15 protein-coding genes and 1 tRNA gene are annotated in these 18802 nt (G+C 62.1%); 8 read left to right on the top strand and 8 right to left on the bottom strand.

Going from position 1 to position 18802, the window contains the following annotated elements:
- Positions 1–2: 2 nt before the first annotated feature.
- Positions 3–77 (top strand) — tRNA-Glu (locus MUU55_RS01355).
- A gap of 209 nt (positions 78–286) precedes the next feature.
- On the opposite strand, the gene MUU55_RS01360 is transcribed toward MUU55_RS01355, so the two are convergent.
- The 5 genes from MUU55_RS01360 to MUU55_RS01380 form a co-directional block, all read right to left on the bottom strand.
- Complete coding sequence (locus MUU55_RS01360) at positions 287–3484, bottom strand: calcium-binding protein (RefSeq protein ID WP_244758969.1); 3198 nt, start codon at positions 3482–3484, stop codon at positions 287–289.
- Positions 3485–3750: 266 nt separating this feature from the next.
- Positions 3751–5553, bottom strand: a complete 1803-nt coding sequence (gene recJ, locus MUU55_RS01365) for a single-stranded-DNA-specific exonuclease RecJ (RefSeq protein ID WP_425314139.1) — start codon at positions 5551–5553, stop codon at positions 3751–3753.
- A gap of 192 nt (positions 5554–5745) precedes the next feature.
- Positions 5746–7068: a homoserine dehydrogenase gene (locus MUU55_RS01370; RefSeq protein WP_244758971.1), complete on the bottom strand. Its 1323-nt coding sequence runs from the start codon at positions 7066–7068 to the stop codon at positions 5746–5748.
- Positions 7069–7125: 57 nt separating this feature from the next.
- Positions 7126–8346, bottom strand: coding sequence for an LL-diaminopimelate aminotransferase (locus MUU55_RS01375; RefSeq protein ID WP_244758972.1), 1221 nt, complete (start codon positions 8344–8346; stop codon positions 7126–7128).
- Between the two features lie 173 nt (positions 8347–8519).
- Positions 8520–8867 carry an SHOCT domain-containing protein gene (locus MUU55_RS01380; protein WP_244758973.1) on the bottom strand — a complete coding sequence of 116 codons (348 nt, stop codon included), beginning with the start codon at positions 8865–8867 and terminating at the stop codon, positions 8520–8522.
- Positions 8868–8992: 125 nt separating this feature from the next.
- Here MUU55_RS01380 and MUU55_RS01385 point away from each other — a divergent pair, with 125 nt between their 5' ends.
- The 6 genes from MUU55_RS01385 (at position 8993) to MUU55_RS01410 (ending at position 15642) form a co-directional block, all read left to right on the top strand.
- Positions 8993–10849: a PHA/PHB synthase family protein gene (locus MUU55_RS01385; protein ID WP_244758974.1), complete on the top strand. Its 1857-nt coding sequence runs from the start codon at positions 8993–8995 to the stop codon at positions 10847–10849.
- Positions 10850–10855: 6 nt separating this feature from the next.
- Positions 10856–11575: a DNA/RNA nuclease SfsA gene (gene sfsA, locus MUU55_RS01390; protein WP_244758975.1), complete on the top strand. Its 720-nt coding sequence runs from the start codon at positions 10856–10858 to the stop codon at positions 11573–11575.
- Between the two features lie 30 nt (positions 11576–11605).
- Positions 11606–12433, top strand: coding sequence for a type I methionyl aminopeptidase (map, locus tag MUU55_RS01395; RefSeq protein ID WP_244758976.1), 828 nt, complete (start codon positions 11606–11608; stop codon positions 12431–12433).
- 7 nt (positions 12434–12440) lie between these two features.
- Complete coding sequence (radC, locus tag MUU55_RS01400) at positions 12441–13271, top strand: RadC family protein (protein WP_244758977.1); 831 nt, start codon at positions 12441–12443, stop codon at positions 13269–13271.
- A 137-nt stretch (positions 13272–13408) separates the two neighbouring features.
- Positions 13409–14815 (top strand): Si-specific NAD(P)(+) transhydrogenase, encoded by a 1407-nt coding sequence (gene sthA, locus MUU55_RS01405; RefSeq protein WP_244758978.1) that lies wholly within the window; start codon positions 13409–13411, stop codon positions 14813–14815.
- A gap of 23 nt (positions 14816–14838) precedes the next feature.
- Positions 14839–15642 carry an endonuclease/exonuclease/phosphatase family protein gene (locus MUU55_RS01410; RefSeq protein WP_244758979.1) on the top strand — a complete coding sequence of 268 codons (804 nt, stop codon included), beginning with the start codon at positions 14839–14841 and terminating at the stop codon, positions 15640–15642.
- Between the two features lie 7 nt (positions 15643–15649).
- Here MUU55_RS01410 and MUU55_RS01415 read toward each other — a convergent pair whose 3' ends face one another.
- Together MUU55_RS01415 and MUU55_RS01420 are read right to left on the bottom strand one after the other, a co-directional pair.
- Complete coding sequence (locus MUU55_RS01415) at positions 15650–16258, bottom strand: flavin reductase family protein (protein ID WP_244759842.1); 609 nt, start codon at positions 16256–16258, stop codon at positions 15650–15652.
- Between the two features lie 4 nt (positions 16259–16262).
- Complete coding sequence (locus MUU55_RS01420; RefSeq protein WP_244758980.1) at positions 16263–16847, bottom strand: nitroreductase family protein; 585 nt, start codon at positions 16845–16847, stop codon at positions 16263–16265.
- Between the two features lie 99 nt (positions 16848–16946).
- On the opposite strand from MUU55_RS01420, the gene MUU55_RS01425 reads away from it, so the two are divergent.
- The gene (locus tag MUU55_RS01425) at positions 16947–17942 is read left to right on the top strand and encodes a hypothetical protein (RefSeq protein ID WP_244758981.1); all 996 of its coding nucleotides are present in this window, start codon (positions 16947–16949) and stop codon (positions 17940–17942) included.
- Here MUU55_RS01425 and MUU55_RS01430 read toward each other — a convergent pair.
- A complete protein-coding gene (locus MUU55_RS01430) occupies positions 17939–18775 on the bottom strand; it encodes a lysophospholipid acyltransferase family protein (protein ID WP_244758982.1) in 837 nt (278 codons plus the stop codon). The genes MUU55_RS01425 and MUU55_RS01430 overlap by 4 nt on opposite strands.
- Positions 18776–18802 lie beyond the last annotated feature (27 nt).

Genomic DNA, 18802 nt, shown 5'->3' on the forward strand with positions numbered 1-18802 from the left:
ACGCGCCCTTCGTCTATCGGTTAGGACGCCAGGTTTTCATCCTGGAAAGAGGGGTTCGACTCCCCTAGGGCGTGCCACTTTTCCAGCATCGACATTTCTTACCGATCAAGCTGCCGCAGGCCTCCTTAGGGGCTCTTCCGCAAGACAAACAGCCTGTCGCGATACGATTCCGTATTGGATTTTCACGCGTCTTTCCATCACTTCCCGCGATCGAAAAAATGGCCCCATCTTTCGATGGAGCCATCCGTCTCTTTATCGATGTGACCGCCGAAATTTATGTCGGCAGTTACAGGATGAAGTCTCCCTTCACGAGGTTCAGACGGTCGTCGAGATGCAACACGAAATCGGCTTTGCCGTCGCCGTTCCTGTCGCCGTAGACATAAGTATCCGACGCAGCCTTGACGAAGCGAAGCTCGCCGGCCTTGTCGTTGAAACCCTGCGTTCCGATGAAGGTGAAAGCTTGGTTTCCGCCGACCTTTGTGTTCGCATCGATCGCCGACAGGCTGATCCTGTCACCCTGGCCATGCGAAAAGTCGAAGATCGTATCCGTTGCGCTCTTGAACCTGGAGAGATCGCCGACCGACTTGAAGACAAAGGTATCCTTACCGGCACCACCGTAAAGATCATCCGCTCCGGCGCCGCCAGTGAGCGTATCATTGCCCTTGCCGCCCGAAAGCTTGTTGTCGCCGGTATTGCCGATAAGCTTGTCGGCAAACCGGGAACCGGCCAGGTTTTCGATCGAGCTGTAGGTGTCGCCCTTCGCTTCGCCCGCATTGCTGGAAGCCTTCGCAAGGCTCGCGGTGACACCCTTGGTGGCGCCGGTATAGGACGCCGTGTCCGTACCGCTTCCCCCGATCAGGCGATCGGCACCGCCGCCACCGGTAAGCGTGTCGTTCCCCTTGCCGCCGTTCAGCGTGTTGGCGGACCCATTGCCGAGGAGCTTGTCGGCAAATTTCGAGCCCGTCAGGTTTTCGATCGAGCTGTAGGTGTCGCCGTCCGCATCGCGGGTATTGCTGGACGCATCCGCAAGGTTTGCCACAACGCCTCGCGTGGCGTTCGAATAGGATGCAGTATCCGCACCGCTGCCGCCGATCAACCTGTCCGCGCCGGCACCGCCAATAAGCGTGTCGTTGCCTCTACCGCCGTTCAGCGTGTTTACAGAGCCGTCGCCGATCAGTTTGTCGGCGAAGATGGAACCGGTCAGGTTTTCGATCGAAATATAGATGTCGCCCGCTGCATCCCCGGTGTTGGAGGAGGGTTTCGCAAGGCTGGCAACGACGCCTGCGGTCGCGTTTGAATAGGCCGCGGCATCCCTGCCCTCGCCACCATTCAGGCGATCGGCTCCCTTTCCGCCGATCAGTTTGTCATTGCCGTCGAGACCCTTGATGTGATCCGCAGCATCCGTTCCCAGCAGGACATTGTTGCCGTCGTCGCCCTGGATGATGTCGTCAGGCTTGAAATTGGTGATCTGCAACACGAAGGTTTCGGTCGTGGAGCCGCCACGCCCGTCCGTCGCCGTTACCTCGAACGTCCGTGTGGGAGAGCCGTTCGTCGCCGTATCGAAATCGATGTTTGCACCAGCCTTCAGCAACAGCTGATTGCCGACCCGTGTGAACAGGGCATTGCCGGCAGCATCAAGCGTGAACGTCACCGGATCGCCGTCCGCATCGGTCCCGCTGAGAGTGCCAACAACCGTTCCCGCCGCCGCATTCTCGACCAAAGACCCAGCCTGCGTGAAGTTTACGCCGGAGGGGGCGACGTTCACGAGCGTGCTGGCCGTACGCGTCTGGTCGGAGAAGACGAACGTCTCCACGGAGACGACCTTGTCCGTGCCGTCGAAGCTTGCGCCCCGCTCATCCTCGATCGTGAAGCCGGACGATGTCTTGGTGATCGTGTAGTCCGAGCGCTTTCCGGAAAGGATGAGCGTGTCGTTGTCATTGCCGCCGTTGAAGCTATCATTGTTGGCGCTGGCGACGAATGTATCGTTGCCGCCAAGCCCATGAACGGTGTCGCGTCCAAGCCCGCCATCAATCAGGTTGGCTGAATTGTTGCCCAGCAGGGTATCCCCGCGACGACTGCCGACCAGATTTTCGATGCTGATATAGCTGTCGCCCGCCGCATCGCCCTCGTTGCTGCCGGTGTTGAGCAGATCGACTTTCACGCGACCTATGGAGCTGGCGTAGGACGCCGTGTCCTCTCCGCCGCCGCCGTTCAGGGTGTCGCCGTCAGCGCCGCCGTCGAGCGTGTCGTTCCCCTCGCCGCCCTTCAGGGTGTCGCCGCCGGCGCGGCCGTAGAGTACGTTATCCTTGGCGTTGCCCGTGATGATATTGACGCCATCGGAACCGATCGCGTTCTCGAAATTGATCAGTTCGTCGTCGCCACTCCTACCGGCGGCAAGGTCGATGTCGATATCGCCGATCCCCTGGATCAGTTCATACGTGTCGATGCCACCCTTGCCGTCGAATGAATCGCTACCGCCCACGCTGAGGAAGTGATCGTCGTAGTTGCCGTCGGCTGCCGAAATACTGTCATCGAACTTCGAGTCGATGACCCACATGGCTTCCACCTGAAAGATCTGCGTCTTGAGATCGGGAAGATTGCGAACCTCATCGGGCTTGAGCTCGAAAACCACTGGGGAAGAACTGTTCTCGAAGTCGATGACGGCGGTGTCGGTCCCCGCGCCGCCATTGATGACCGTGTCGTACAGGTCGGACTGGATAACAGAGGTCCCGATATAGATCTGAGTCAGGCCGGAAATGTAGTCAGTGCCGAGGAAATGGGCGAAATAGTTGGTGGAGACGATGAAGTCGTTGCCGTCGCCGCCGTTCATATTGTCTTCGCCGTCGCCGCCGAAGAGGAAGTCGTTGCCCTTATCGCCCTTCAGAATGTCATTGCCGCCGCCACCATAGAGACGATCGTCGTTGATGCCGCCGTTGATCGTGTCGGCCGAAGCGGTGCCGCGCACCCAGAACGCATCGATGCCGGAAATTTCCGTCGTGCCGTTCGGCAGCGTGAAGGTGCCGTCGGCGATCAGGTTGAGCGGCGACAGCAGCGACGAGGTGAAAGAAAGGTCGATGACCCCGGTGTTGAAGCCCGCGCCGCCATCGATCGAGAGATCGGCGCCGGGGTCGTCGATCGCGGACTCGTTGAAGATGTCATACCATTCGTCTTCAAGAAACTGGCGATCGAGTTCGTCACTGATCCCCGACAGCGGTCCGGCGAATTTCTCTATGTAGCTCAGATAATTGCTGTCGCAATAGAACAGAAAATCATCCCCCACGCCGCCGCTCAGGGTGTCGTTCCCCTCGAACCCGCCGAGAAAATCGTCTCCACCTGCGCCATCGATCCTGTCGTTTTGAGAGGATCCGAAATATAGATCCGTTCCATCGGTCCCGACGATATCGACCTGTGATGAAGGATTAAGAAGAATGTCGTTGTCCGGCGAAACGTCAGAATTCTTCAGGATCGTATAAACTTTTACCATTTTCGTTCTCCCACTTCCGGTGAACTTATCTGGGTAGAATTTTGGCGTTCCTACATGATCCCATCGTTTGCACTGGTGGTTTAAATGCAACAGCGCCATGGCATATCAAGAAGACCCAAAAATATCCCAGAAATCCCCAGTTTAACAAAATACTTACCAAATATTATTTTTATACGGCCTCACATGAAAGTCCATAGGGCTACAAGACCGGTGCTTTTATTTTTAGCACCGGGACTGCGATCAATATAAAGAGGGTTAATCTGCGGCTAGAAGGCCTTTGCGGCGTCCAGCATACGGAACTGTATGCGCCGGCTGCCCTGCCAGCTGTCGGCGGAAAGCGTGCCGGCGACGTGCACGGCCTGACCGCGCTCCTTCATCAGGAAGATGCCGAGATCCGCATCGGCGGCGCGGAAGGCCATGGCGTCGATGCGCCCGCCATCGGGGCCTTCGAGGCTGACGCGCAGGTGATTGACACCGACGGGGCGCACATCGCGGATACGGTGCGCCGGCAGCGCGAAGATCGGTTGCGGATGGCCCGAACCGTAGGGGCCGGCCTGTTCGAGCTGGTCGGCAAGCGCGAGCGTCGCACCGGTGGCGCTGAGAGCGCCATCGATCTTCAGCGTCTCTACCGCCACGAGATCGCGCACCGTGCGCTCTGCCTTCGCCTCGAAGAAGCCGCGCAGGCGGCCGAGCTTTTCCCGCTCCACCGTCAGTCCCGCCGCCATGGCGTGACCACCACCCTTGACGAGAATGCCCTCGTCCACCGCCGCGCGCACCATGCGACCCATGTCGAAGCCGCTGATCGAGCGGCCGGAGCCGGTGCCCTTTCCGGAGGGATCGAAGGCAATCGCAAAGGACGGGCGGCGAAAACGGTCCTTGAGACGCGAGGCGAGCAGGCCGACGACGCCGGGGTGCCAACCTTCCCGCGCCGTCAGGATCACCGAAGCGCCCTCGCCCGTGCCATATTCCGCCTGCGCTTCGGCCTCCGCCTCCGCCAGCATGGCGGCCTCCATGGCCTGGCGCTCGCGGTTGAGGTCGTCGAGCTGCTTGGCGATCCGCTCGGCCTCGCCGGGCTCGTCGATGGTCAGCAACCGGCTCCCGAGTGCAGCATCGCCGATACGTCCGCCGGCATTGATGCGCGGGCCGACGAGGAAACCGAGATGATAGGGCGTGACCGGCCCGCCGATACCCGCCTGTTTTAGCAGCGCGGTCAGCCCGGCATTACCGAGATGGCGCGCGGCGACGAGGCCTTTCACCACATAAGCGCGGTTCAGCCCCTTCAGCGGAACGACGTCGCACACCGTGGATAGCGCCACGAGATCGAGCATGGAAAGCAGGTCGAGGGTTTTCGCCCTGCCGTCACCACGCTCGCGCAAAAGGCGCTGCAGCGCCACCAGCACGAGGAAGACAACGCCGGCGGCGGAGAGATGGCCCTGCCCCGACAGATCGTCCTCACGGTTCGGATTGACCAGCGCATGCGCCAGCGGCAGGTTCTCGCCGACCTGATGGTGGTCGATGACGACGACATCGATGCCACGGTCTCTGGCGACGGCGAGCGATTCGTGGCTCGTCGAGCCGCAATCCACCGTGACGATCAGCTGCGCACCGCGCTCGATCAGCTGCCCGATCGCATTGGGGTTCGGCCCGTAGCCCTCAAAAATGCGGTCAGGAATGTAGATTTCGGCCTCGACGCCAAAATGCACGAGGAAGCGATAGAGCAACGCCGAGGATGACGCGCCGTCCACGTCATAATCGCCAAAAATCGCCACGCGCTCGCGCCGCTCGATGGCGCGCGCCAGCCGCTCCGTCGCGATCTGGCAATCCATCAGGCTATAGGGTTCCGGCATCAGCCGGCGCAGCGTCGGGTCGAGGAATTCGAGCGCATTGTCGAACGGCACGCCGCGGCCGGCCAGTACGCGGGAAATCAGGTCCGGCAGGCCATGGTTCTGGCTCATCGCCAAGGCGCGGTTTTCCCCCGCCTGGTCGAGCCGCGCCACCCAGCGCTGCCCGGTCGCCGAGCGTTCGACGCCGAGAAACGGCCTGACGACGGGATCTGCGTTTTCCAACATGCTCATCGCGGCTCCGGCCATCAGAATGCGGGCAAAGGCCTCACAACCTCTCCTCCGTCATGCTCGGGCTTGACCCGAGCATCCACCGACGCGGATGCCGCGGGGATCCTCGGGTCAAGCCCGAGGATGACGTTGCGGGTGGTGCGACGGTCGTCAGCAACCATGTACTATGCCGCTGCGAATAAACGGCAATCAAGCCGTCTTCGGACGCTCGATGCGGATCACCTGCGGTTCGCCGACGAGATAACCCTCGCCCTTGATGGAGGCGACGGCCTTGCGGACCGAATCTTCCATCGTCGCGTGGGTGACGAGGATGATGGTCTTGGGATCGGTCGATTCGGTGGTCGACTGCGCGCGCTGCACGATCGATTCGAGCGAGATGCCGTTTTCCGCCATGTGCTTGGCGATGCTGGCGAAGACGCCCGTGCGGTCTTCCACGGAGAGGCGGATGAAGTAACCGCCGTGGTGCTTGCGGATCTGCGCACGCTTGTAGGGCTGAAGTGCCGCCGCTGGGCGGCCGAGCACCGGCACGGTCTGCGCACCCGGACGGCTCTTGGCGATATCGGCGATATCGCCAAGCACGGCCGACGCCGTGGCATTGCCGCCCGCGCCGGGACCGACCATCAGCAGCTCGCCGAGAATGTCGGATTCGATGGCGACAGCGTTCGTCACGCCATCGACCTGCGCAATGACGCTGTCGAGCGGCACCATGGTCGGGTGCACGCGCTGTTCGACGCCGGTATCGGTCTTCTGCGCCACGCCGAGCAGCTTGATGCGGTAACCGAGATCGGCGGCAGCACGGATGTCGTCGATGGAGATATTTGTGATCCCCTCGAGATAGATGTCGTCGGCCGCGATCTTCGTGCCGAATGCGAGCGTCGTCAGGATCGACAGCTTGTGCGCGGTGTCGTTGCCCTCGATGTCGAAGGCCGGGTCGGCTTCGGCATAGCCGAGACGCTGGGCTTCCTTCAGGCAGGCCTCGAAGGACAGGCCCTCTTTCTCCATCTTGGTCAGGATGTAATTGCAGGTGCCGTTCATGATGCCGTAGACGCGCGAAATCGTGTTGCCCGTCAGGGATTCGCGCAGCGCCTTGATGACCGGAATACCGCCGGCAACCGCCGCCTCGTAGTTGAGGATGCAGCCGTTCTGTTCAGCAATGACGGCAAGCTCGACGCCGTGGGCGGCCAGCAGCGCCTTGTTGGCGGTCACGACATGCACGCCGCGCGACAGCGCCGCCTTGACGGCCGAATAGGCCGGATCGCCCGAGCCGCCCATCAGTTCGACGAAGACGTCGATCTTGGCATCGCGGGCAAGTGCGACGGAATCATCGAACCATTCGGCAGAAGAAAGATCGACGCCACGGTCGCGCCCCTTGGAACGCGCAGTAATCGCGACGATCTCGATCGGCCGGCCGCAGGTCGTCGTGAGCATGTCCCTGCGTTCGACGAGAATCTTCGCGAGCGAGGCACCAACGGTCCCCAAGCCCGCAATGCCGATCTTCAGGGCATCAGCCATGGTCATGTCCTATGTTTGGAAGAAGGCCCTGCGCTGGAACGCGCAGGGCGGATGGTTTTAGCGATGGGCGTTGAGCGAGATGACGTTGTGCATCGTCTCGTCGGCCGTGGAAAGGAACTTCTTGATATTGCGCGCCGCCTGACGGATGCGGTGCTCGTTCTCGACGAGCGCGAGGCGGACATAATCGTCGCCCATCTCGCCGAAGCCGATGCCGGGTGCAACCGCCACATCCGCCTTCTCGACGAGCAGCTTGGAAAACTCCAGCGAGCCGAGATGACGGAACTTTTCCGGGATCTTTGCCCAGGCGAACATGGTCGCGGCCGGCGGCGGAACTTCGAAGCCGGCCTTGCCGAACGTATCGACCATCACGTCGCGGCGGCGCTTGTAGACATTGCGCACTTCCGCGATGTCGGAGCCATCGCCGTTCAGCGCATGGGTCGCCGCCACCTGGATCGGCGTGAAGGCGCCATAGTCGAGGTAGGACTTCACGCGCGTCAGCGCGGCGATCAGGCGCTCGTTGCCGACGGCAAAGCCCATACGCCAGCCGGGCATGGAGAAGGTCTTGGACATGGAGGTGAATTCCACCGCCACGTCGATGGCGCCGGGCACCTCCAGAACGGATGGCGGCGGATTGCCTTCATCGAAGTAGATTTCCGAATAGGCAAGGTCTGACAGCACGATGATGTCGTGCTTCTTCGCAAACGCGATGACGTCCTTGTAGAAATCAAGCGAGGCGACATGCGCCGTCGGGTTCGACGGATAGTTGATGATCAGCGCAAGCGGCTTCGGGATCGAGTGGCGCACGGCGCGCTCGAGCGGCGGGAAGAAGCTCTCGTCCGGCTCGACGGACATCGAGCGGATCACGCCGCCCGCCATCAGGAAGCCGAAGGCATGGATCGGATAGGTCGGGTTCGGGCAGAGAATGACGTCACCCGGCGCGGTGATCGCCTGCGCCATGTTGGCAAAGCCTTCCTTGGAGCCGAGCGTCGCGACGATCTGCGTCTCCGGGTTCAGCTTCACGCCGAAGCGACGGGCATAATAGGCGGCCTGGGCGCGGCGCAGGCCCGGAATGCCCTTCGAGGAGGAATAACGGTGCGTGCGCGGGTCCTGCACCACTTCGCACAGCTTGTCGACGATCGCCTTGGGCGTCGGCAGATCGGGGTTGCCCATGCCAAGGTCGATGATGTCGGCACCACCCGCTCGCGCGCTTGCTTTCAAACGGTTGACCTGTTCGAAAACATACGGCGGCAGACGCCGGACCTTGTGAAACTCTTCCATCTTTAACCCCGTTAGGCGTGAAGTCCCTTCGGCAGCCCTGCCGGAGGACGCAAACTTCACGCGACTCAAGTAGTCGATTACGGGCGAAAGCGTTCAAAATGAAGGCGCTCCGCCCGCACCGGCGGCCATCGGCCGCCTTCCGCTTTGCTGCCAAACGGCAAGAAAGGCAAGTGCTAATTCGTCTTCTGGATTTCCGAAAGCGTCTGCTGGCCGTGACCATCGCGCAAGGCCTGCAATTCGGCGAGCTGGCGGCGGTATTCGGCCTCGGAAATCGCACCGGAGCGGCGGCGATTCGTCAGTGATGTCAGGCGGCCGCTGATGGCGGATGCCTCCTCGTCGCCCATCTGCTGCGTCTCGGCGCTGACGATGGCGGTGATATCGGGATAGGCTTCGGAACGGTCGGCACCGGCATTGATCGTCGCGGCCGACTGCGTCGACGTCGAGGAGGCGCAGGCCGAGAGAACGGCCGGCACGGCGGCCATGAGAAGGACGGCGCTCAAGCGCCTGATTTCGAACGCCATGTGGCTGTATGCTCCTGTCGAAACGACCGGTTCCGGATATTGCCGGGAAAGGCTGTCAGGCCCTTGTAATCTGTTTCGGACAGAATGTAAAAATACAAAAGAGACAATAAAATCGGGAGGAAGAGATGGCCGAGGACAGCAAAGCGGGTGAACGCGATGCGGCCACAGACAAGCCCGGTTTTCAGGCTTTCGATCCGGCCGTCATCGAACCCTACATCGTCAAGGATCCCGAAGCGCTGACGGTCAATATCGCGCGCACCGTGGAACAGCTCGGCAAGGCCGCTTCCGCCTGGCTCGCCCCGCGCGAAAGCGGCGAGAAGGTCGACACCGTCGCCGAGCCGATGGTCGACATGGTCAAGACCCTTTCCAAGGTCTCCGAATACTGGCTGGCCGATCCGCGCCGCACGCTCGAAGCCCAGACCATGCTGCTCGGCAGCTATTTCAACATCTGGTCGCGCACGCTGAACAAGCTCGGCGGACAGGAGGTCGACAACGCGCCCGATCCGCACGCCAAGGACAAGCGCTTCGCCGATGAGGACTGGGTGAAGAACCCCTTCTTCGATTTCCTGCGCCAGGCCTATTTTGTAACGTCCGACTGGGCCGAAAAGCTCGTCGCTGACGCCGACGGGCTCGACGAGCACACCCGCCACAAGGCCGGCTTCTATGTGAAGCAAATCGCCAGCGCGATCTCCCCGACCAACTTCGTCACGACGAACCCGCAGCTCTACCGCGAGACGGTCGCCTCAAACGGTGCCAATCTCGTGCGCGGCATGAAGATGCTGGCGGAGGACATTGCCGCCGGCAAGGGCGACCTGAAGCTGCGCCAGACGGACACCAGCAAGTTCGCCATCGGCGAGAACATGGCACTGACACCCGGCAAGGTGCTGGCCCAGAGCGATGTCTGCCAGGTCCTCCAGTATGACGCGACGACGGAAAAGGTGCTCAAGCGCCCGCTCCTCATCTGCCCGCCCTGGATCAACAAGTTCTACATCCTCGATCTCAACCCGGCGAAGTCCTTCATCAAATGGGCAGTCGACCAGGGCCACACGGTCTTCGTCATCTCCTGGGTGAACCCGGATGAACGCCATGCCGACAAGGACTGGGAATCCTATGCCCGCGAGGGCATCGGTTTCGCGCTCGACACGATCAAGCAGGCGACGGGCGAGGAAGAGGTCAACGCTATCGGCTATTGCGTCGGCGGCACGCTGCTCGCCGCCACGCTCGCCTTGCACGGCCAGGAGGGCGACAAGCGCATCCGCACCGCGACACTCTTCACCACGCAGGTCGATTTTACCCATGCCGGCGACCTAAAAGTCTTTGCCGACGAGGACCAGATCGACGTTATCGAGCGCGGCATGAAGGCGACCGGCTATCTCGACGGCTCTAAGATGGCGACCGCCTTCAACATGCTGCGCGCCTCCGAGCTGATCTGGCCCTATTTCGTCAACAACTACCTGAAGGGCCAGGACCCGATGCCCTTCGACCTGCTCTACTGGAATTCAGATTCAACGCGAATGCCCGCCGCCAACCATTCGTTTTATCTAAGAAATTGTTATCTGAAGAACACACTCACAAAGGGTGAAATGAAGCTCGCTGGCAAGACCCTGTCGCTGAAGGATGTAAAAATCCCGATCTACAATCTTGCCACCAAGGAAGACCATATCGCACCGGCGAAATCGGTCTTCGTCGGCAGCAAGTTCTTCGGCGGCAAGGTCACCTATGTCATGGCCGGATCCGGCCATATCGCCGGCGTCGTCAATCCGCCGGACAAGAAGAAGTACCAGTACTGGACCGGCGGCCCGGTAAAGGGCGAGTTCGAGGACTGGGCGGCGAAGGCGATGGAAACCGCCGGCTCCTGGTGGCCGAACTGGCATGAATGGATCAAGGCCGAGGACGACCGAATGGTGCCCGCCCGCAAGACTGGCGGCACGATGAACTCCATCGAGGAAGCCCCCGGCTCCTATGTGCGCGTGCGTGCCTGACGCCAGATGATCTTCGATCCGCCGCTGCTCTCCGGCACCCTCGTGCAGCGCTACAAGCGCTTCCTGTTCGACGCCATTCTCGACGACGGCTCGACGATCACGGGCTCCTGCCCCAATACCGGCTCGATGCGCGGCCTGACCGCGCCGGGCTCGCGCATCTGGATGTCGGAAAGCGACAGCCCGACGCGCAAGCACCGCCACCGCCTGGAACTGGTCGAGGCGGACGATACCGTCGTCGGCATCAACACCGGCCTGCCGAACCGGCTGGCGGAGGAAGCGATCCTCGCCGGCCTCGTTGCCGATCTTGGAACCTACCCCGTGATCGAGCGCGAGAAGAAATACGGCCGCAATTCCCGCATCGATATCCTGCTCTCCGGCGACACGCGCCTACCCGCCTATGTCGAGGTCAAGAACGTGCATTTCCGCCGCACGCCAGATCTCGCCGAATTTCCCGATACGGTGACGGAACGCGGCGCAAAACACCTGGAAGAGCTGGGCGACATGGCCGAAGCCGGTTTTCGCGCCGTCATGCTCTATCTGATCCAGCGCGAGGATTGCGATCGATTCCGCATCTGCGCCGACCTCGACCCGACCTATGCGAAGGGCTTTCAGCGCGCGATGGCACGCGGCGTTGAAGCCTATGCGGTGAAATGTGCCGTTACTTCGAAGCAAATCCGCCCCGTGGCCGCGATCGCCATGGACGAACCCGGTGCCGCTGTTTTATGACGGTCAGGAAAGACTAGCGAAAGTTCGACCATGGTGACCTATATCGACGCGACCTCCGCGCCGCTGAAGAACACGGGCGTGATCCGCCTCTATGACGCCGAGGCCTTTGACGGCATGCGCAAGGCCTGCCAGCTCACGGCGCGTTGCCTCGACGAGCTCTACCCGCTGGTCAAACCGGGCGTCGCGACCGACGTCATCGACCGCTTCGTCTTCGAATTCGGCATGGATCACGGCGCTCTGCCCGCGACGCTGAATTACCGCGGCTACACCAAGTCGAGCTGCACCTCGATCAACCACGTCGTCTGTCACGGCATCCCGAATGACAAGCCGCTGCGCGACGGCGATGTCGTCAATATTGACGTCACCTTCATCGTCGATGGCTGGCACGGCGATTCGAGCCGCATGTATCCCGTGGGCGAGGTCAAGCGCGCCGCCGAGCGCCTGCTCGAAGTCACCCATGAATGCCTGATGCGCGGCATCGCCGCGGTCCGCCCCGGTGCACGCACCGGCGCCATCGGCGAGGCCATCCAGACCTATGCGGAGGCCGAACGCTGCTCGGTGGTGCGCGATTTCTGCGGCCACGGCGTCGGCCGGCTGTTCCACGATGCGCCGAACATCCTGCATTACGGCCGCGCCAACGAAGGCCCGGAAATGAAGGAAGGCATGATCTTCACGATCGAGCCGATGATCAATCTCGGCCGCCCGCATGTGAAGGTGCTGTCCGACGGCTGGACCGCCGTCACGCGCGACCGATCGCTTTCGGCGCAATACGAGCACACGGTTGGTGTGACGGCCGATGGCTGCGAGATCTTCACCCTGTCGCCCGGCGGCCTCGACCGCCCCGGCCTGTCATCCTAGGCCGCCCATGACGGGATCGCGCGGCCGCCCGGACAAATCCTCCTCTGCGAGCGCGGAGGACGCCGCGCCGCTCGCCGACGATCTCTTTGACGAGGCCGACGAGCGCGGCCACTTCTTCGAGCGCCCTGCCCGCACGTCCTCGGCAAAGGCCGTTCCGCCCCCGGAAGACAAACACTATCACGGCCACCGCGACCGCCTGCGTACCCGCTTTCGCGATGCCGGCGACACCGCGCTCGCAGACTATGAAATCCTCGAACTCCTGCTCTTTCGCCTCATTCCCCGCCGCGACACTAAGCCGGTGGCAAAGGCTCTGCTGGACCGTTTCGGCACGCTCTCCAGCGTCTTCGGCGCAACGCCGGAGCTCCTGCAGGAGGTGAAAGGCATCGGCGAGGCCGTCGCGCTCGACCTGAAGCTCATCTCCGCCGTCGCCCAGCGCACGCTGAAAAGCGAGATCCGCAACAAGACGGTGCTCGCCTCTTGGTCGTCGGTCATCCAGTATTGCCACGCCGCGATGGCGCATGAGCCGCGCGAACAGTTCCGCATCCTCTTTCTCGACAAGCGCAACACCCTGATTGCTGACGAGGTGCAGGGCCGCGGCACGGTCGACCACACGCCGGTCTATCCGCGCGAGGTGGTGCGCCGCGCGCTGGAACTCTCCTCCACCGCCATCATCCTCGTGCACAATCACCCGTCCGGTGATCCCACCCCGTCGCGGGCGGACATAGACATGACGAAGACGATCGTGGAAACAGCCCGCCCGCTTGGTATTACGGTGCATGATCACATCATCATCGGTAAGGACGGCCATGCCAGCCTCAAGGGCTTGAGACTTATGTAGGTTTCCCAAATCGGATGACCGATCCTTCATCCGATTGAAACGGTTTGCTGCCACATTCGGTTGACGAAACTTGCCCGGCGAAGACAATTGCTGCAACGCAATACGATTCTTCCCGCACAGGACTGGGGCCATCTCACATGCAGGAATATGATCTCGTCGTCGTGGGCAGCGGCCCCGCAGGCCGTCGCGGCGCCATCCAGGCGGCCAAGCTCGGACGCAAGGTTCTCGTGGTGGAGCAGGGAAAACGCGTCGGCGGCGTCTCGGTCCATACCGGCACCATTCCGTCGAAGACGCTGCGCGAAACCGCACTTAACCTTTCCGGCTGGCGCGAGCGCGGCTTCTACGGCCGCGCCTACCGCGTGAAGCAGGAAATCAGCGCCGATGACCTGCGTCGCCGCCTGCTCATCACGCTCGATCATGAAGTGGAAGTGCTGGAGCACCAGTTCGCCCGCAACCGTGTGCAGCACATCCGCGGCAAGGCGAAGTTCATTACTCCCGATACGATGGAAATCCTCAAGGACGATGGCGAGGCCGTCCATGTGCAGGCGAAAAGCATCATGCTGGCCGTCGGCACCAAGCCCTACCGCCCGGACAACATTCCGTTCGATGGCGTCAGCGTTCTCGACAGCGACGAGTTGCTCGACATCAAGGAGCTGCCGCGCTCCATGGCTGTCATCGGCGCCGGCGTCATCGGCATCGAATATGCCACGATCTTTTCGGCACTCGATACGCAGGTCACGGTCATCGACCCCAAGGCGACCATTCTCGATTTCATCGACAGGGAGATCATCGAGGAGTTCATCCACGATCTGCGCGACCGCAACATGAAGCTGATCCTCGATCAGAAGGCCGAGAAGGTGGAAAAGTTCGAAAACGGCAAATGCGAGATCACGCTGGACAATGGCCGCCATGTCACCTGCGACATGGTGCTCTATGCCGCCGGCCGTGTTGGCGCGACCGACAGCCTGAATCTTGCCGCCGCCGGCCTCACCGCCGATGCGCGCGGCCGCCTCAGCGTCAATCCGGAAACCTTCCAGACGGAAGTGCCGCATATCTATGCCGCCGGCGACGTCGTCGGCTTCCCGGCACTTGCCTCCACCTCGATGGAACAGGGCCGCATCGCCGCCCGCGTTGCGGTCGGCGCCATTGCCAAGGAACCGCCGAAATATTTCCCCTACGGCATTTATGCCGTGCCGGAAATTTCCACCTGCGGCCTCACCGAAGAAGAGGTGAAAGAGCGCGGCATTCCCTATGAATGCGGCATGGCCCGTTTCCGGGAGACGTCGCGCGGCCACATCATGGGCCTCAATTCCGGTCTGCTGAAGATGATCTTCTCGCTGAAGACCCGCCGCCTGCTCGGCGTGCACATCGTCGGCGAAGGCGCGACCGAACTCGTCCATATCGGCCAGGCCGTGCTGAACCTGAAGGGCACCGTTGAATATTTCGTCGAAAACACCTTCAACTATCCGACACTCGCCGAAGCCTACAAGATCGCCGGACTCGATGCCTGGAACCGCATGGGCGACCTATCGCAGACGGGCTGAGCCGCCCGTCGAAGGAGCCGCGCATGAAAATCCTGTCGCTGAATGTCTGGGGCGGCATGCTGCACGCGCCGCTTCTCGATTATCTCGCCGCGGCCGATGTAGACGTCTACTGCCTGCAGGAAGTGCCGCGCGCCGTTGGTGCGCGGTCGGATTGGCTGACCTACCGCGATGGCGCGGTCGAGCTTCAGCAGCGCTCCAATCTCTTTCGCGAGATTGCTGAAGCTGTGCCCGGTCACGATGGGTTTTTCGCCCCGACCGCCCGTGGCCAACTGATGGATGGCGATCGCCCCTGCCATCAGGAATTCGGCCTCGCAACCTTCATCCGGCAGGACACCGCCATCATCGGCCAGGCGCTGGATTTCGTGCACGGCACGTTCTCTCCGCATGGTTTCGGCGCCCATCCGCGCTCCCGAAACGCCCATGTCTCCCGCCTCTACGATTACAAGGCGGACCGCGCGCTGACGGTCGCACAGTTCCACGGTCTGCGCGAGCTGGATGGCAAAGGCGACACGCTGACGCGAGAAAATCAGGCAAAAGCCCTTGCCTCGCTCATCGGCCGCATGCACCGCGACGGTGAAGGCCTCGTCCTCTGTGGCGATTTCAATGTGCTGCCCGACAGCGCCACTTTTACGACGCTTGGTCGTCTCGGGCTGACCGACCTCGTCACCACGCGCGGCTTCACGGACACGCGGACCTCGCTCTATACGAAGCCCGGGCGGTATGCCGATTACATGCTGGTGAACGACGCCCTGAGCGTCGAGACATTCAGCGTCGTCGAGACACCGGAGATTTCCGACCACCGGCCGCTGATTCTGACCACCGGATAAACAGTCTTCAACCGGCCTTCGGCCGCGTCATGGCAAAGACCTCTGCTCCACCATCGGCATAATCCATATAGCCCATGCGCCCGAGCGGGCGCGCCACCGCCATGTCGATCATGCCGTCACGAAGAATTTCCGGGCTGATGTGAACGCCGACCACCTGGCCGAACACGACCCAATTGTCGGATTCGCGCCCGTCGATATCCACCGGCCGCAGGATCTGCGTGGCCTGGCATTCCAGCACCGCATAGGCCTCGCCGACATAGGGCGCATCGACAAGCCGCCCCGTCACCGGCGTCAGCCCGGCAAGTTCGAATTCATCGACGCCGTGCGGCACGGCGATCGAGCTTGCATTCATCCGTTCGGCGAGATGGCGGCTGGCCAGCGAGCAGGTGAAGACACCCGTTTCCTCGATATTCGTCACGCTGTCCTTGTGGCCGCTGGAGGAAAACATCACCAGCTTGGGCGTATCGCTCACCGCGTTGAAGAACGAATAGGGCGAGAGATTGCGCCGACCGTCCACGGCCTTGGTGCCGATCCAGCCAATCGGCCGTGGCGCGACGATGGCCTTGAAGGGATCGTGCTTCAGGCCATGCGCGTTTGCCGCCGTCTCGTAGAACAGCGCGTCAGGCGTCATCGCCGACCCATGTGACGATCTCGGAAAGCTCCGGACGCGGACGTTCGGTCGGCGGCACGGTGGGCGTGCCGATATGGATGAAGCCCGCGACCTTCTCGCCCTCGTTGACGCCGAGGATCGGATAGGCGCGGCTGTCGAAGGCATACCATTCCGTCAGCCAGTTCGACGCGAAACCATGCGCATTGGCGGCCATGACGAGGTTCAGGCAGACGGCGCCGGCCGACATGACCTGCTCCCATTCCGGGATCTTGAAATGCGGTGCCGCCTTGCTCACGACGGCGACGACGACGGGGGCCCGCGTCAGCCGCGTGTTCTCCACCTTCACCATTTCCTCGGAAAGATCCGGCTTGTCGCCCATCGCGATCTTGGCCAGTTCCTCGCTGATGCGGCGGCGCTCCTCGCCGCGATAGACGATGAAGCGCCAGGGCGCGAGCTTGCCGTGATCGGGCACGCGCGAGGCGAGCGTCAGCATCTCCTCCACCTCGCCTTTGGAGGGGCCGGGCTCGCTCATCTGGAAGGCAGGAATGGACCGGCGGGTCGAAAGATAATCGATCAGCTTGATTTCGGTTTTCATCGGGGAGGAGTTCCAATATCGTGCCGGCGGGCCGGCCTTGAAAATGCCATTAGACGCGTCTTCAAGTGGAGCCTTACAGTCAGGAAGTCAACCACATCCATGCGCATGCCTTTCCATCCCGTCGTCGCCGTGGGCCTTACCGTCGCGAGCCTTGTCGCGTCGCTCGTTCCCGTGCATGCGCAGGATTCGGTCGAGAGCTTTTCGCAGATCACCACGCCGCCGGTGAAGGGTGGCAAGCTCACTTCCTTCAACCCGATCATCACGGGTGAAGCCACCCCGACGAACCTGCGCGACATCACCTGCGAGGCGCTGCTGACCAAGGATGGCAGCCCCATGCAGCATGGCCTGACCTGGCGCGTCTTCTCGCCCATCCCCGGCGCCGACGGCAAGCTGCCGCTGCTCGCAACCTCCGAGGGCGGCACGGCAGGGTTCCAGCTCGTGCCCGGCGAATATTTCGTCAATGTTGCCTTCGGCCGCGCCGGCGCCACCAAGAAGCTTGTCGTGCCCGATACCGGCGAAGTCGACAAGCAGGTCATGGTGCTCGATGCCGGCGGCATCATGCTGAATGCCGTTTCAGGCTCCGATGTGCGCATTCCGCCGAAGGAACTGAGCTTTGCCGTCTACGCCGCCGAAGTGCGCGAAGATGGCGAACGCAACCTCGTGGTCGATGACGTCAAACCGAACTCCGTGGTCCGCCTCAATGCCGGCACCTATCATGTCGTTTCAGACTACGGCACGGTCAATGCCGTCATTCGTGCCGATATCCAGGTGGAAGCCGGAAAACTGACGCGCGCCACCATCCAGCACCGCGCCGCGAAACTCACGCTGAAGCTCGTCTCGGAAGGCGGCGGTGAAGCCATCGCCGATACCGCCTGGTCGATCCTGACATCGTCAGGCGATACCGTTTCCGAAAGCGTCGGCGCCTTCCCGACTGTCGTGCTCGCCGAAGGCAGCTACATCGCGGTCGCCCGGAACAAGAACAAGATCTACCAGCGCGATTTCACCGTGCAGGCCGGCGTCAACACGGATGTCGAGGTGCTGCTCGACGAGAAGGCGAACGACCAGAAGGCCGCCGCCGAGGATGTCGTGGATTAACCTGCCCGGCGCAGGAAGGGTTTCGGCCGAGGTGCCATAGCGAACACTGCATCATAGAGCCGCGCCGTCAGCGTCTTGCGATCCCCCGAATCGAGCTCCGCCCAAGACAGCACGCCGCCGATGCGCGCGCCGATCGTCGAGCCCGAGAGCCGGCGGAATTCGCGGATGAGCAACGACAGGCGCAGCGTCAGCGAAACCTTGCTGGCGAGATGGAAGAGCCGACCGTTCTGCCCTTCGAAATAGACTGGAATGACATTGGCCTGTGCGGCCTGGATGAGCTTTGCCGGAAACATCTTCCACGGCAGGTCTTCCGCCCGCCCGAAAACCTTCTTTGCCGTCGCCACACCGCCCGCCGGAAACACGATGACCGTCGTGCCCTCCTTCAGGAGCCGCACCGCTTCCGCCCGCGTCTTCATATTGAGCGCCAGCGCTTCCTTCGTCTCCTCGAAGGACACCGGCAGCGCATAGGGCTGCATTTCCGGCACTTTCAAGAGATCGTTATGGATCATGACCTTGAACGGTCGCCCGAGCTGTTCGGCCAGCGCCAGAACCGCAATACCGTCGCCGATACCGAACGGATGGTTCGCCACGATGACAACGGGCCCCTCCGGCAGGTTCGCCGGCGGCCAGGCGCCCTGCACGCTGAGCCGCACATTGATGAGGTCGAGCATGTCGCCGAAGACGCGCGCGCTGGTGCCGACGATGGAATGGCGCCACGTGTCATAGAGCCGGGCATAGCGGTTACGCCCGGCCAGACCTTCCATGGAGCGGATGAACCATCGTTTGAGGCGCGGATCGTTCTCGTTGGCGTAGGACAGTTCTTTGAACCGCACGGTATTCCCCAAAAAAATGATCCCGCA

It is taken from the genome of Shinella curvata (assembly GCF_022899935.1).
GTDB classification, from domain to species: domain Bacteria; phylum Pseudomonadota; class Alphaproteobacteria; order Rhizobiales; family Rhizobiaceae; genus Shinella; species Shinella curvata.

Bases quoted from the DNA above. Each gene is read 5' to 3' on its own strand.
- MUU55_RS01360 (WP_244758969.1), bottom strand. From the start codon at position 3,484: ATGGTAAAAGTTTATACGATCCTGAAGAATTCTGACGTTTCGCCGGAC.
- recJ (WP_425314139.1), bottom strand. From the start codon at position 5,553: ATGTTGGAAAACGCAGATCCCGTCGTCAGGCCGTTTCTCGGCGTCGAA.
- MUU55_RS01370 (WP_244758971.1), bottom strand. From the start codon at position 7,068: ATGGCTGATGCCCTGAAGATCGGCATTGCGGGCTTGGGGACCGTTGGT.
- MUU55_RS01375 (WP_244758972.1), bottom strand. From the start codon at position 8,346: ATGGAAGAGTTTCACAAGGTCCGGCGTCTGCCGCCGTATGTTTTCGAA.
- MUU55_RS01380 (WP_244758973.1), bottom strand. From the start codon at position 8,867: ATGGCGTTCGAAATCAGGCGCTTGAGCGCCGTCCTTCTCATGGCCGCC.
- MUU55_RS01385 (WP_244758974.1), top strand. From the start codon at position 8,993: ATGGCCGAGGACAGCAAAGCGGGTGAACGCGATGCGGCCACAGACAAG.
- sfsA (WP_244758975.1), top strand. From the start codon at position 10,856: ATGATCTTCGATCCGCCGCTGCTCTCCGGCACCCTCGTGCAGCGCTAC.
- map (WP_244758976.1), top strand. From the start codon at position 11,606: ATGGTGACCTATATCGACGCGACCTCCGCGCCGCTGAAGAACACGGGC.
- radC (WP_244758977.1), top strand. From the start codon at position 12,441: ATGACGGGATCGCGCGGCCGCCCGGACAAATCCTCCTCTGCGAGCGCG.
- sthA (WP_244758978.1), top strand. From the start codon at position 13,409: ATGCAGGAATATGATCTCGTCGTCGTGGGCAGCGGCCCCGCAGGCCGT.
- MUU55_RS01410 (WP_244758979.1), top strand. From the start codon at position 14,839: ATGAAAATCCTGTCGCTGAATGTCTGGGGCGGCATGCTGCACGCGCCG.
- MUU55_RS01420 (WP_244758980.1), bottom strand. From the start codon at position 16,847: ATGAAAACCGAAATCAAGCTGATCGATTATCTTTCGACCCGCCGGTCC.
- MUU55_RS01425 (WP_244758981.1), top strand. From the start codon at position 16,947: ATGCGCATGCCTTTCCATCCCGTCGTCGCCGTGGGCCTTACCGTCGCG.